Source organism: Enterobacter cloacae complex sp. 418I7, from assembly GCF_050030705.1.
Taxonomy (GTDB): Bacteria; Pseudomonadota; Gammaproteobacteria; order Enterobacterales; family Enterobacteriaceae; genus Enterobacter; species Enterobacter intestinihominis.
Genome location: NZ_JBLGUU010000001.1, coordinates 815,984 through 830,235 on the forward strand (window position 1 = coordinate 815,984; position 14,252 = coordinate 830,235).

The 14,252-nt window shown below is 56.6% G+C and carries 11 protein-coding genes; 3 read left to right on the top strand and 8 right to left on the bottom strand.

Annotated elements, in window-relative coordinates; translation table 11 throughout:
* Nucleotides 1-30 precede the first annotated feature (30 nt).
* The 8 genes from panC to thpR all read right to left on the bottom strand — a co-directional run bounded on the left by panC (nt 31) and on the right by thpR (nt 6,555).
* A complete protein-coding gene (gene panC, locus ACQG0S_RS03880) occupies nt 31-882 on the bottom strand; it encodes a pantoate--beta-alanine ligase (RefSeq protein ID WP_022647085.1) in 852 nt (283 codons plus the stop codon).
* An 11-nt stretch (nt 883-893) separates the two neighbouring features.
* Nucleotides 894-1,685, bottom strand: a complete 792-nt coding sequence (gene panB / locus ACQG0S_RS03885; protein WP_022647086.1) for a 3-methyl-2-oxobutanoate hydroxymethyltransferase — start codon at nt 1,683-1,685, stop codon at nt 894-896.
* Between the two features lie 123 nt (nt 1,686-1,808).
* Nucleotides 1,809-2,288, bottom strand: coding sequence for a 2-amino-4-hydroxy-6-hydroxymethyldihydropteridine diphosphokinase (gene folK, locus ACQG0S_RS03890; protein WP_155025548.1), 480 nt, complete (start codon nt 2,286-2,288; stop codon nt 1,809-1,811).
* On the bottom strand, nt 2,285-3,682 hold the full coding sequence (gene pcnB / locus ACQG0S_RS03895) for a polynucleotide adenylyltransferase PcnB (protein WP_071892880.1): 1,398 nt from the start codon (nt 3,680-3,682) through the stop codon (nt 2,285-2,287). Before pcnB ends, folK begins: the two co-directional genes overlap by 4 nt.
* A gap of 42 nt (nt 3,683-3,724) precedes the next feature.
* The gene (gene gluQRS / locus ACQG0S_RS03900; protein ID WP_426750038.1) at nt 3,725-4,615 is read right to left on the bottom strand and encodes a tRNA glutamyl-Q(34) synthetase GluQRS; all 891 of its coding nucleotides are present in this window, start codon (nt 4,613-4,615) and stop codon (nt 3,725-3,727) included.
* 59 nt (nt 4,616-4,674) lie between these two features.
* Nucleotides 4,675-5,130 (bottom strand): RNA polymerase-binding protein DksA, encoded by a 456-nt coding sequence (gene dksA, locus ACQG0S_RS03905; protein WP_001155232.1) that lies wholly within the window; start codon nt 5,128-5,130, stop codon nt 4,675-4,677.
* A gap of 176 nt (nt 5,131-5,306) precedes the next feature.
* Nucleotides 5,307-6,011 (bottom strand): DNA/RNA nuclease SfsA, encoded by a 705-nt coding sequence (sfsA, locus tag ACQG0S_RS03910; protein WP_169440960.1) that lies wholly within the window; start codon nt 6,009-6,011, stop codon nt 5,307-5,309.
* Nucleotides 6,001-6,555, bottom strand: a complete 555-nt coding sequence (gene thpR / locus ACQG0S_RS03915) for an RNA 2',3'-cyclic phosphodiesterase (protein ID WP_169440962.1) — start codon at nt 6,553-6,555, stop codon at nt 6,001-6,003. The genes sfsA and thpR overlap by 11 nt, the downstream gene beginning before the upstream one ends.
* A 73-nt stretch (nt 6,556-6,628) precedes the next feature.
* Here thpR and hrpB point away from each other — a divergent pair, with 73 nt between their 5' ends.
* From hrpB to fhuA, 3 genes are all read left to right on the top strand, one after another.
* Nucleotides 6,629-9,058: an ATP-dependent helicase HrpB gene (hrpB, locus tag ACQG0S_RS03920; RefSeq protein WP_217073545.1), complete on the top strand. Its 2,430-nt coding sequence runs from the start codon at nt 6,629-6,631 to the stop codon at nt 9,056-9,058.
* Nucleotides 9,059-9,255: 197 nt separating this feature from the next.
* Entirely contained in the window at nt 9,256-11,781 is a 2,526-nt protein-coding gene (gene mrcB, locus ACQG0S_RS03925; protein ID WP_058645852.1) for a bifunctional glycosyl transferase/transpeptidase, read from the top strand.
* 237 nt (nt 11,782-12,018) lie between these two features.
* Nucleotides 12,019-14,229, top strand: coding sequence for a ferrichrome porin FhuA (fhuA, locus tag ACQG0S_RS03930; RefSeq protein ID WP_023299357.1), 2,211 nt, complete (start codon nt 12,019-12,021; stop codon nt 14,227-14,229).
* The last annotated feature ends 23 nt before the right edge of the window (nt 14,230-14,252 follow it).

The window sequence follows — 14,252 nt, forward strand, 5'->3', positions numbered from 1 at the left end:
ACGTTTACCTTTCACTTCCGGGTAGTAAAACTACGCCAGTTCAACCACTTTGTTGTCGATAAGGCGGGCCTGGCCGAGCCAAGCCGCCACCAGAATTACCGCACGTTTGCTGGTATCTGAGAGTTCCAGAAGCGTATCGGCATCCCGAATTTGAACGTCGTCAGCACGAAGACCTTTCTCGTTCAGCGCCTGTTCAGCCAGAGCGATGATTTCTTCTGCGGTTAATTCTTTTGCCAGCAGTTGCTCTGCCATGGTATTCATGACTTTGCTTAAGCCTGGCGCAATTTTACGCTGTTCCGCAGTCAGATAGCCGTTACGGGAGCTAAGCGCCAGGCCATCTTTCGCACGTACAATCGGCACGCCGACAATCTCTATGTCGTAGCCCATATCGGCAACCATTTTGCGGATCAGCGCCAGCTGCTGGAAATCTTTCTCGCCAAAGCAGGCGATGTCCGGCTGCACCAGGTTAAACAGCTTGCTGACGATGGTGGAAACGCCGCGGAAATGGCCCGGACGGCTGGCACCCTCCAGCATGGTCGAAATACCCGGTACGTCAACGTAGGTCGCTTCAGTGGTACCCTGAGGATAAACATCTGCGGGGGCCGGTGCGAAGACGATATCCGCATGACGTTTTTTGAGCTTCTCGCAATCTTCCTGCAAGGTACGTGGATAGCGCGCCAGATCGTCTTCGCGATCGAACTGCATCGGGTTAACGAAGATACTGACTACCACGATATCTGCACGGGCTCTCGCTTCATCGACCAGCTTCATATGGCCGTCGTGCAGATTGCCCATGGTCGGGACGAGGGCGATACGTTTACCTTCCTGACGTGCACGGCGGATATGCTGGCGCAGCAGCGGCAGAGTTTCTATGATTAGCACACCTGGACTCCTTAATGGAAACTGTGTTCTTCGCCCGGATACACGCCGGACTCAACCTCGGCAATATACTGCCGCACAGCAGCACGCATGTCGCCTGCTTCTGTCAGGAAATTTTTAGCAAATTTTGGAATGTGACCGCCGGTGATCCCGAAGGCGTCGTGCATGACCAGAATCTGGCCATCGGTGACGTTGCCCGCACCGATGCCGATCACCGGAATCGACAGCGCCTCAGTGATACGCTTAGCCAGCTCAACCGGCACACACTCCAGCACCAGCAGCTGTGCTCCAGCGGCTTCCAGCGCCAGGGCATCATCAAACAGCGTCTGCGCCGCATCGCCACGCCCCTGAACTTTATAACCGCCAAAGATATTAACGGACTGCGGCGTCAGCCCTAAGTGCCCGCAAACTGGCACGGCCCGTTCGGTGAGCATTTTCACCGTATCGACCAGCCAGTCGCCGCCTTCGATTTTGACCATATTGGCGCCGGCGCGCATCACAGTTGCCGCATTTTCAAAGGCCTGTTCCGGGGTGGCATACGCCATAAACGGCAGATCGGAAAGTAGCAGGCAGGCGGGCGCACCCCGGCGCACGGCGCGGGTATGGTAAGCAATATCCTCGACCGTGACCGGCAGAGTGGAATCATGTCCTTGTACCGTCATCCCTAACGAGTCTCCGACCAGCATGACGTTGATCCCTTCTTCGGCAAACAGTTTTGCGAAGCTGTAGTCATACGCGGTGATAGTGGCGAAGCGTTTCTTTTCCTGTTTGCATTTCTGCAATAAGGAGATGGTAGTTGGTTTCATACTGTTTCCTGATGGCCCAAAAGCGGATCTTTGCGCATTCTAACAGTAACATTCGAGGGAACAATGATTTTAGGCAATCGATTAACCATATTTAACACATGGCTAATCGGGGGTGACACGGGATTACCAGCGGACCGGTTTTTCCGCGTTGAGGCTTTGCAGAACGGCGTTCAGCGAGGTGCCGTCAGGGAAGGTGAGATCGGGGGCGACTTCAAACAGCGGCCAGAGCATAAACGCACGGTTTTTCATGTCATAGTGCGGAACGGTGAGGCGCTCGGTGTTAATCACCTTGTGGCCGAAAAGCATAATATCGAGGTCGAGTGCGCGCGGTCCCCAGCGTTCGGCTTTACGTACGCGACCCTGCTGTAGCTCAATACGCTGGGTATTATCCAGCAGCGTTTCTGCGTCAAGGGCTGTTTCCAGCACCACGGCGGCGTTCAGATAATCAGGCTGATCCTGCGGGCCGAGCGGGGGCGTACGGTAAAAGGAGGAGACCGCCACGATACGGCTTTGCGGGATCTCCCCCAGCGCTTGAACGGCAGCGTTAACCTGCTCAAGCGGAGAGGCCAGATTGCTGCCGATGGCAATATACGCAAGGGTCATGCTGTGCCTTCACGACGCGGCGCGCGCTTGCGCGGGCGACGGTGACGACGGCGCGGTGCCGGCTCGTCATCCAGATCCGTGAGCATATCTTTTTGCTCCGGTGGTGCAGAGACCTGAAATTCTCCCCACCACTGCGCCAGGCGCTGTAGCTCCTGGTTTCTTTCGACTTCAGCACGCAGAGAGAGCAAATCGAACGCGGCGCGGAACTTAGGATGCTCCATCAGTTTCCAGGCACGTTTACCCTGACGGCGGGACATACGCAGCTGAAGCTGCCAGATATCACGCACCAGCGTGGTAATACGTTTCGGGATCGCCAGCGTGCGACAGCCTTCGTCCAGCACGTCGTTTGCCGCCAGCGCGAACGCATCATAATAGGCGAGGCCGCTCTCCTGGGTAATGCGCTGCGCCGTTTCCAGCAGCGGATACCAGAACATGGCCGCGAACAGGAACGCCGGATTCACGCGCATATCGTTATGAATACGGGTATCCGTGTTCTTCAGCACCTGTGCAATCATCCGCTCCATTGCGCTGTCACCGTTTTCGGTGAAGTAGCGGGTAATGGTCGGGAACAGCGGCTGGAACAGGTTGTATTCACGCAGCAAATTGTAGGTTTCAAACCCGTAGCCTGCCTGGAGCAGCTTTAACGACTCCTCAAACAGACGGGCAGGGGGGACGTCGTTAATCAGCGTCGCCAGGCGCGGGATCGGCTCTGCGGTTTCCGGGCTGATACGCATGTTTAGCTTGGCGGCGAAACGCACGGCGCGCAGCATTCGGACCGGATCTTCGCGATAGCGCGTTTCCGGCGTGCCGATCAGGCGAATCAGGCCGTCTTTCAGATCCTGCATACCGCCGACGTAATCGCGCACGGTAAAATCCGCCACGCTGTAGTAAAGGCTGTTGATGGTGAAATCGCGACGCTGAGCATCTTCTTCAATAGAGCCAAAGATGTTGTCGCGCAGCAGCATGCCGTTTTGGCCGCGCTGGGAAGTTGTGCGATCGTTGATGCCCGCTTCGTGGTGACCGCGGAAGGTCGCCACTTCAATAATTTCCGGCCCAAACATCACGTGCGCCAGACGGAAACGGCGGCCAACCAGACGGCAGTTGCGGAATAATTTACGCACCTGTTCAGGCGTGGCGCTGGTCGTCACGTCGAAATCTTTTGGTTTTTTGCCCAGCAGTAAATCGCGCACCCCGCCGCCGACGAGATAGGCCTCGTAGCCTGCTTTATTCAGACGATAGAGCACCTTGAGGGCATTTTCACTGATATCTTTGCGGGAAATATTGTGCTGCTCACGCGGAATGACCGACATGTGTGGCTGTGCAATAGCATCATTCGCCATGCTCTCTTCGCGGCTCAGCACTTTACGGCAAAAATTAGCGACTCGGGTAAAAATAGTACACCTCGTAGTGTGTTTTGTTATCAAAAAAGCGGCTAATCATAGCTCAGCGCAACGCATTTGAGAATGCTGGATTTTTGGCACGGCCATAAGCGTCCAGTCAGCAATGGCCGTTTTCAGCAATTCATCCAGACTCAGATCCTGCCATTCCTGCGTTACATTCTGGTTGAGAAATCGCAGCGCGTCGATCAATACCGGGCGCGGATCGCCGTCAGGCAGCGCCGGGGCATGATTCTGTTTTGACAGCTTACTCCCCTGTTCATTGACCGCCAGCGGCAGATGGATGTAATCCGGCACCGTCCAGCCAAACTGCTGGTAAAGCGATATTTGCCGCACGGTAGGCTCAACCAAATCCGCCCCACGCACGATTTCCGTGACGCCCTGGAAATGGTCATCGACAACCACCGCCAGGTTATAGGCAAACAAGCCATCGCGACGGTGAATAATAAAATCTTCACGCGCCAGACGATCATCCGCCTGAATGGTTCCTGAGAGGACATCGGTAAACTGCGTCACCGGAGCGCGCTGTATCAGCCGTACGGCGGCATTCTCAGGGCCGTTGTGCCGCGTACGGCAGTGGCCGTCGTAAACGCCACCCACGCTCTGAATTCGCGCACGCGTGCAGGTGCAGTTATAGGAAAGGCCCTGTTCAGCAAGCCACGCCAGACGTTCACGGTAGGCATCATGGCGTTGAGACTGCCAGAGTACGTCGCCGTCCCAGTGAAGACCGTAATGTTCCAGCTGACGCAGAATAGTTTCTGCCGCACCGGGAACTTCACGCGGAGGATCGATATCTTCAATGCGAACCAGCCATTTACCCTGACGGGCGCGAGCCTGTAGGTAGCTGCCGAGCGCGGCAATTAATGAGCCGAAGTGTAATTCACCGGAGGGAGATGGCGCAAAGCGCCCAGTATAGTGAGATTCAGACATATCAACGGTAACAAGGCGGGAGAAACTCCCGCCTTAGCAGAGTAGTGAGAGGGAAGGCGTTAGCCAGCCATCTGTTTTTCGCGGATTTCTGCCAGCGTTTTACAGTCGATGCACAGATCGGCTGTTGGACGCGCTTCCAGACGACGAATACCGATTTCAACACCGCAGGATTCGCAGTAGCCAAAATCTTCGTCCTCGACCTTTTTCAGCGTTTTCTCGATCTTTTTGATCAGTTTGCGCTCGCGGTCACGGTTACGCAGTTCGAGGCTGAACTCTTCTTCCTGAGCGGCACGGTCGACCGGATCCGGGAAGTTAGCAGCTTCATCCTGCATATGTGTAACGGTGCGATCGACTTCATCCCTGAGTTGATTACGCCATGCTTCAAGAATACGCTTGAAGTGCGACAGCTGGGCTTCGTTCATATACTCTTCGCCCGGCTTCTCTTGATACGGCTCCACCCCAGCGATGGCGAGAATACTCAGGGACGATGTTTTACGGTTTTGCCCTTCTTGCATGTTGCTTCTCCTTAACACGCACTATCGATCCCCGTGTTGGGGGAAAAATCAGGTCGCTATAAATAGCAGATGCTTTTCCGTATGGCAATTATCTAAACGTAACACTTGACAACCCTGTGAGGAAAAGCGTATTTGCGCACGCGGCCAGAACACTTATTAGTCAATCGTCTAATCCCTTATAAGACAATGGGAAGAGAGGATCTCAGAGTCATATTATCGGCAGAAAGTTCCGCTTTATAAGCGAAAATCTCTACCCCCTGCTTTTGTGCCTCATTCAACAATTGCGCGTATTTAGGATCAATATGACGGGCCGGGGAAAACCGTTCAATGGCTGAATGCAGAACCGCAAACAGCAACACGGCGCGCTTGCCCGCCGCCGCTACACTCATTAGCTCCCGCAGATGCTTCTGGCCACGTAGCGTTACCGCATCCGGAAAGAAGCCGTTTTCCTCTTCCGCTAACGTCACTGATTTCACTTCAATATAGCACTCAGGGCGGTCTTCCGCCTGTAACATAAAATCAATTCTGCTGCCTTCATCGCCATATTTCACTTCGCTTTTTTGCGTGGCGTAACCCACCAGTTCAGGAAGGATTCCATTTGTCAGGGCTTCCTTAACCAGCTGATTTGCGCGCAGGGTATTAACGCAAATAAATGCCCCGCTTTGCGTCTCGGTCATTTCCCAGGTATGAGGATATTTGCGTTTAGTATTTTCTGATGTGGAATACCAGGCCGTGTCACCCGGCGTGGCGCAACCGGTCATGGCGCCGGTGTTAGGACAATGCAGCGTGAGCGTTTCGCCCTCAGGCGTGATCACGTCAGCGAGAAAGCGTTTGTAACGCTGGATCAGCGTGGCGGACTGGAGTGCAGGGCTAAACTTCATCAGGATTCCTTAACGTGTCGCCCAGCGACCAGCGCTGGAGCGGAGTGTAGCGGGTGCGTCCTTGTACAAAGACAGATTCGTACAGCGCAAATTCATTCACCTGAAAGGACCAGTGGAAGCCCGGTGGCGGGATGGCAACAGCCTGACCCGCATCGCGCAGCAGGGTAATGTGGGGATGAAACGGCTGCGGGCTCTGATAACAGCCGCTGCGCGCGGCCTGTGCCCGCAGCATATTTGCGAGCTGGAGCAGTCCGCGAGGGGGGTGCCGCGTCCCCAGCCAGACCACCCGAGAGCGTAGCCATTGCCCGGCATCGTCAAGATGCAGCGTAAAACCCGGCTGAGAAATGCGTCCGGCCATTGCGCTTAACGCGCGCTGCTTTTCTGCGCTCACTTCGCCAAGAAAAGCTAACGTCAGGTGCATATTGGCGGCGACGACAGGGCGGCCCGCTTTCGCGGGGAAGTGGCTGGCGCGCCAGCGAACAATTTGCCGTTGAAGCGTGGTGGGTAATTCAATGGCGAAGAATAGCCGTTTTGACTCAGACATGCGCAAGACTCGGTAATGATATGCGCCGATGCTACAATGTACGCCGATTAATGTTAACCCTCTGGAGCCGTAAGTGTCCTCTTTGCCCGTCGCCGTCGTCCTTCCTGAGCTTCTCGCAGCCTTAGAACATGCGCCACAGGTTTTGCTCAGCGCGCCCACCGGAGCGGGTAAATCCACCTGGCTGCCCCTGCAAATTCTGCGCGAGGGGAGCATCAGCGGGAAAATTATCCTGCTGGAACCGCGCAGGCTGGCGGCGCGCAATGTGGCGCAGCGCCTGGCGGAACTGCTGAATGAAAAACCGGGCGAGACGGTAGGGTACCGGATGCGCGCCGAAACCTGCATTGGCCCGTCTACGCGGCTGGAGGTGGTAACTGAAGGCATTCTTACCCGTATGCTGCAAAACGATCCGGAGCTGAGCGGCGTCGGGCTGGTGATCCTTGATGAATTTCACGAGCGCAGCCTCCAGGCCGATCTGGCCCTTGCGCTGCTGCTCGACGTTCAGCAGGGGCTGCGCGACGACCTTCGGCTGCTGATTATGTCGGCGACGCTGGATAACGAGCGGCTCCGGCAGACGCTCCCTGACGCGCCGATGATCTCCTCTGAAGGGCGTGCGTTCCCGGTCGAGCGCCGCTATCAGCCGCTGCCTGCCCATCAGCGTTTTGACGAAGCCGTTGCCATCGCCACCGCCGAATTGCTCCGTCAGGAACCCGGCTCGCTGCTGCTGTTTTTATCCGGCGTAGGCGAAATCCAGCGCGTACAGGAGCAGCTGGCATCCCGGGTGAGCAGTGACGTTATGCTGTGCCCGCTCTACGGCGCGCTGCATTTGGCTGACCAGCGCAAGGCGATCCTTCCCGCACCGGCGGGGCAGCGCAAAGTGGTACTGGCGACCAATATCGCCGAAACCAGTTTGACCATCGAAGGCATTCGCCTGGTGGTGGACAGTACGCAGGAGAGGGTGGCCAGTTTTGATCCGCGTACCGGGCTGACCAGGCTACTGACGCAGCGCATCAGCCAGGCCTCAATGGTGCAGCGCGCAGGCCGAGCTGGGCGTCTTGAGCCGGGTATTTGCCTGCATTTAACCAGCGCCGAGCAGGCGGAGCGTGCGGCATTGCAGAGTACGCCTGAGATTTTACAAAGCGATCTCTCCGGGCTGGTAATGGATCTGATGCAGTGGGGCTGCCCGGACCCTGACCAGCTCACCTGGCTTAATCCTCCGCCTGTTGTGAACCTTTCCGCCGCGCGCAGCCTGCTGACCCAGCTTGGCGCGCTGGAAGGCGAGCGACTGACGGCGCGCGGCCAGAAAATGGCGGCGCTGGGCAACGATCCGCGTCTGGCAGCGATGCTGGTGGCAGCACAAGGCGACGATGAAATTGCCACGGCGGCAAAACTGGCGGCTATTCTTGAGGAGCCGCCGCGCGGTGGCAGCAGCGATCTGGGACAGGCCTTTTCACGCCAGCAGGGAAACTGGCAACAGCGCGCGCAGCAGTTGTGTCACCGTCTGAAGAGCCGGGGAGGATCGCCTGACAGCGATAAAGTTATCCCTCTTCTGGCCCAGGCCTTCCCGGACAGAATCGCGCGCCGTCGCGGGCTTGATGGTCGTTATCAACTGGCAAATGGGATGGGCGCGATGCTTGACAGCGATGATGCTCTGACGCGTCATGAATGGCTGATCGCGCCGCTCTTACTCCAGGGCAGTCACTCCCCGGATGCGCGCATCTTGCAGGCGGTTGCCGTAGATATTGACGCCCTGACGCGTGCCTGCCCGCAGCTGCTTCAGCAATCTGACATCGTCGAATGGGATGATGCCCAGGGCACGCTGAAGGCGTTCCGTCGTAGCCAGATTGGCAAACTGACGCTCGGGACAAAACCGCTGGCTAAGCCGTCGGAGGAAGAGTTACACCAGGCGATGCTGAACGGCATTCGGGAAAAAGGGCTGAGCGTATTGAACTGGACGCCTGAGGCTGAACAATATCGTATACGTCTGCACTGCGCCGCGAAGTGGCTACCGGAACAGGGGTGGCCAGCGGTGGATGATGAGACGCTGCTCGCGACGCTTGAACAGTGGTTGTTGCCGCAGATGAGCGGCGTACACTCCCTGCGCGCCCTTAAGGCGCTTGATGTTAAGGCAGCGTTACAGAATTTACTGGACTGGTCGTTACGTCAACGTCTGGATAGTGAACTGCCTGGGCATTACACTGTGCCAACCGGGAGTCGGATTGCCATTCGTTATCATGAGGATAATCCGCCAGCGCTGGCGGTTCGGATGCAGGAGATGTTTGGTGAGGCCACCACGCCGTCCATCGCTGAAGGGCGCGTGCCGTTAGTGCTTGAGCTGCTTTCGCCTGCGCATCGTCCCTTGCAGATCACCCGCGATCTGGGTGCGTTCTGGGCGGGGAGCTATCGTGAAGTGCAGAAAGAGATGAAGGGGCGATATCCCAAACACGTCTGGCCGGACGATCCGGCGAATACCGCGCCGACACGGCGCACGAAGAAATATTCGTAATGGGGGAGTGCGGCCTGAAAGGGAAAGTGCGGCCTGATGCCCTCACCCCGGCCCTCTCCCACAGGGAGAGGGAGAAAACACTAAAGACTTTCCTGTCAGGAAAGTCTTGCTGTTTATTTTGAGAGATTTCTTCTTTCACTGACCTGTGCAAGATAAGAAAATCTGGCCTTTGCGCCTGAATGTTGCGGAGAAAAAGCATGGCGGGGAATGACCGCGAGCCAATAGGACGTAAGGGAAAGCCGACGCGTCCGGCGAAAGAAAAGGTAAGCCGTCGTCGCCTCAGAGATGAGGAGTATGACGATGACTATGAAGACGATTATGAGGATGAAGAACCGATGCCGCGTAAAGGGAAAGGCAAAGGGCGTAAGCCTCGTGGTAAGCGCGGCTGGTTCTGGCTGCTGCTGAAGCTGTTTATTGTTTTTGTTGTTCTGATCGCGATTTACGGCGTTTATCTGGATCAGAAGATCCGCAGCCGTATTGACGGGAAAGTCTGGCAATTGCCTGCGGCAGTGTACGGCCGCATGGTGAACCTTGAGCCGGACATGTCCATCAGCAAGAATGAGATGGTGAAGCTGCTGCAAGCCACGCAGTATCGTCAGGTCACGAAAATGACCCGTCCGGGTGAATTTACCGTCCAGGCGAAAAGCATTGAGATGATCCGCCGTCCGTTCGACTTCCCGGACAGTAAAGAAGGGCAGGTGCGCGCGCGTCTGACCTTTGACGGCGATCGCCTGGAAACCATTGAGAACATGGATAACGATCGCCAGTTCGGTTTCTTCCGTCTCGATCCACGTCTCATCACCATGCTGTCGTCCGCAAACGGCGAACAGCGCCTGTTCGTGGCGCGTAACGGCTTCCCGGATCTGCTGGTGGATACCCTGCTGGCAACCGAAGACCGCCACTTCTACGAGCACGACGGGATTAGCCTCTACTCCATTGGTCGTGCGGTACTGGCTAACCTGACCGCGGGGCGTACGGTGCAGGGGGCGAGTACCCTGACCCAGCAGCTGGTGAAAAACCTGTTCCTCTCCAGCGAGCGCTCTTACTGGCGTAAAGCCAACGAAGCGTACATGGCCGTGCTGATGGATGCGCGCTACAGCAAGGATCGTATTCTTGAGCTGTACATGAACGAGGTGTACCTCGGTCAGAGCGGCGATAACGAGATCCGCGGCTTCCCGCTGGCGAGCCTGTACTACTTTGGCCGTCCGGTAGAAGAGCTTAGCCTTGACCAGCAGGCGCTGCTGGTGGGCATGGTAAAAGGCGCGTCGATCTACAACCCGTGGCGTAACCCGAAACTGGCGCTGGAGCGTCGTAACCTGGTGCTGCGTCTGCTGCAACAACAGCAGGTGATTGACCAGGAGCTGTACGACATGCTGAGCGCGCGTCCGCTGGGCGTTCAGCCGCGCGGTGGGGTGATCTCTCCGCAGCCTGCCTTTATGCAGATGGTACGTCAGGAGTTGCAGTCTAAGCTCGGAGATAAAGTGAAAGATCTCTCCGGGGTGAAGATCTTCACCACCTTTGACTCCGTGGCGCAGGATGCGGCAGAAAAAGCGGCGGTTGAAGGTATTCCGGTTCTGAAGAAGCAGCGTAAGCTGAGCGATCTGGAAACCGCGATGGTGGTAGTTGATCGCAACACCGGCGAAGTTCGCGCCATGGTGGGCGGCGCCGAGCCGCAGTATGCGGGCTATAACCGCGCGATGCAGGCGCGTCGTTCGATTGGTTCACTGGCAAAACCGGCGACCTATCTGACCGCGCTGAGCCAGCCGAATCTCTATCGACTGAACACCTGGATTGCCGATGCGCCAATCTCCCTGCGCCAGCCTAACGGCCAGGTGTGGTCTCCGCAGAACGATGATAAGCAGTTCAGCGGCCAGGTGATGCTGGTGGATGCGTTAACCCGCTCGATGAACGTGCCGACTGTTAACCTCGGCATGGCGCTGGGCCTCCCCGCCATCACCGACACCTGGCAGAAGCTGGGCGTACCGAAAGATCAGCTGCACCCTGTGCCAGCGATGATCCTGGGGGCGCTTAACCTGACGCCAATCGAAGTGGCCCAGGCGTTCCAGACCATCGCCAGCGGTGGTAACCGAGCGCCGCTTTCCGCCCTGCGTTCGGTGATTGCCGAAGATGGCTCCGTGCTGTATCAGAGCTTCCCGCAGGCTGAGCGCGCTGTTCCGGCGCAGGCGGCCTATATGACGCTGTGGACCATGCAGCAGGTGGTCCAGCGCGGTACCGGGCGTCAGCTGGGGGCGAAGTATCCTGGTCTGCATCTGGCGGGTAAAACCGGGACTACCAACAACAACGTCGATACCTGGTTCGCCGGTATTGATGGCCGTGAAGTAGTGATCACCTGGGTGGGCCGCGATAACAACCAGCCGACCAAACTGTATGGTGCGAGCGGCGCGATGTCGATTTACCAGCGTTATCTGGCCAATCAGTCTCCGGTGCCGCTGAACCTCGTTGCCCCGGAAGATATCGTCGATATGGGCGTGGACAGCTCGGGTAACTTCATTTGCGGCGGTGGCGTGCGTACGCTGCCGGTCTGGACGACCAACCCGGATGCGCTGTGCCAGCAAAGCCAGCCAGAAGAACCGACAGGTAACCCGTTCGATCAGTCTTCTCAGCCTCAGCAGCCGCAGCAGCAACAGCCGCAGCAGCAGAACGAGAAGAAAGACAGCGACGGCGTCGCCGGCTGGATCAAGGATATGTTCGGCGGCAACTAGCCCTTATGACACCCCCTTCCCTGGAAGGGGGTGTTTTTTCACCTCAGCAACTCATTTCCTTAACCCTGTTTTCAATCCTTATTAACGACCCGTTTTCCGTTGATTATTTCTTAAACCCTCAATTCTTGTAGGGCCGCATATCGCTTGCTATGCCGTCAGCGTTTCGCATATTATTCTGCGGTCATAATAATAATTCTCGTTTACGTTATCATTCACCTTTTTCATCAGAGATCCATCATGGCGCTTTCCAATACTGCTCAGCCAATTAACACGTCGCTGCGTAAAATCGCAGCCGTCGTAGCCACAGCGGTTGCCGGCATGTCTGCTTATGCACAGGCCGCTGAAACCCCCAAGAAAGAAGAAACCATCACCGTGACTGCCGCACCGGCTGCACAGGAAAGTGCCTGGGGTCCTGCACCGACGATTGCGGCAAAACGCACTGCAACGGCGACGAAAACCGATACACCCATTGAGAAAACCCCGCAGTCTATTTCTGTTGTGACTCGTGAAGAGATGGACATGAAACAGCCGGGGACGGTTAAACAGGCCCTGGCCTACACCCCAAGCGTTTTCGCAACGCGCGGCGCCTCAACAACTTACGATGTGGTTTCGATTCGTGGTTTCACAACCTCCAGCACCGTGAATACCAACCAGTATCTGGATGGTATGAAGTTGCAGGGAGACAACTACTCTGAAGCGTCCATGGACCCGTACTTCCTTGAGCGCGTAGAGCTGCTGCGTGGCCCGACGTCTGTACTGTATGGCAAAAGCCATCCGGGCGGCGTAGTGAGTATGGTCAGCAAGCGTCCAACCACGGAACCGTTAAAAGAAATTCAGTTCAAAATGGGGACGGATAACCTCTGGCAGACGGGGTTTGATTTCAGCGACGCGATTGACGATGACGGCGTGTGGTCCTACCGTCTGACCGGTCTGGGACGTAGTGAGAACGCGCAGCAGGAAATGGTGAAATCTACTCGTTACGCGATTGCGCCGTCTTTCAGCTGGCGTCCTGATGATAAAACCGATTTCACCTTCCTGAGCAACTTCCAGAGCGATCCGGATGCGGGTTACTACGGCTGGCTGCCACGTGAAGGTACCGTTGTGCCTTACTATGATGCTAACGGAAAAGCGCACAAACTGCCGACCGACTTCAACGAAGGTGATGAAGACAATAAGATCTCCCGTCGTCAGAAAATGGTGGGTTACAGCTTCGCGCATGAATTCAACGACACCTTCACCGTGCGTCAGAACCTGCGTTATACCAAAATCAACACGCTGTACCGTTCAGTTTACGGTAACGGCTATATCGCCCCGGCCCAGATCAGCCGTGCCTACGTGCGCTCAGATGAAGACCTCAACTCGTTCACGGTTGATACACAGCTCCAGTCGAAATTCGCGACCGGCGCCGTTGACCATACCCTGCTGACGGGTGTGGATTACCTTCGTATGCGAAATGACATTGATGCTGACTACGGCACCGCCGATCCGATCAGCATGAACAATCCTCAGCACGGCAATGCGAACGTCAATGTGAACTTCCCGTATGCCATGCTCAATCGTCAGGAGCAGACCGGGCTCTATGCGCAGGATCAGGCTGAATGGGATAAGTGGGTACTCACCCTGGGTGGCCGCTATGACTTTGCGAAAACGTCTGCCTTTAACCGTAATAACGGAACCACCGCGGAAATTAACGATCAGGCATTTACCTGGCGCGGGGGGATTAACTACCTGTTCGACAACGGGATTACACCATACTTCAGCTACAGTGAATCCTTTGAACCGCTCTCTGGCACCACCCAGGGCGGCAAACCGTTCGATCCGGCACGCGGCAAGCAGTATGAAGCGGGCGTGAAGTATGTTCCAAAAGATCTGCCTGTTGTAGTGACGGCAGCGGTATACCAGCTGACCAAGAACAATAACCTGACCGCCGATCCGGCGAACCCGACCAGCGGCTTTAGCGTGCAGGGCGGTGAAATTCGCTCCCGAGGCTTTGAGCTGGAAGCGAAAGCGGCGGTGTCGGCTAACGTGAACGTGACGGCGGCCTACAGCTACACCGATGCGGAATACACCCACGACACCTGGTATGAAGGTCGTCGTCCGGCAGAAGTACCGCGCAACATGGCATCACTGTGGGCGGATTACACCTTCCACGAGACGGCGCTAAGTGGCCTGACCGTTGGTGCGGGTGCTCGCTACATCGGTAACACGGTGACGTACTACTCCTCAGCGTCGCCTAAAGCCTATGAGTCCTTTAACGTCGCGGGTTATGCCCTGGCGGATGCGACCGTGAAATACGATCTGGCGCGCTTCGGTCTGCCGGGCTCTTCCGTCGGCGTCAACGTGAACAACATCTTTGATCGTGAATACGTCTCCAGCTGCTACAGCGAGTATGCATGCTACTGGGGAGCAGGACGCCAGGTTGTTGCCACGGCGACCTTCCGCTTCTAACCTCTTTATGGGCACGGTTCGCC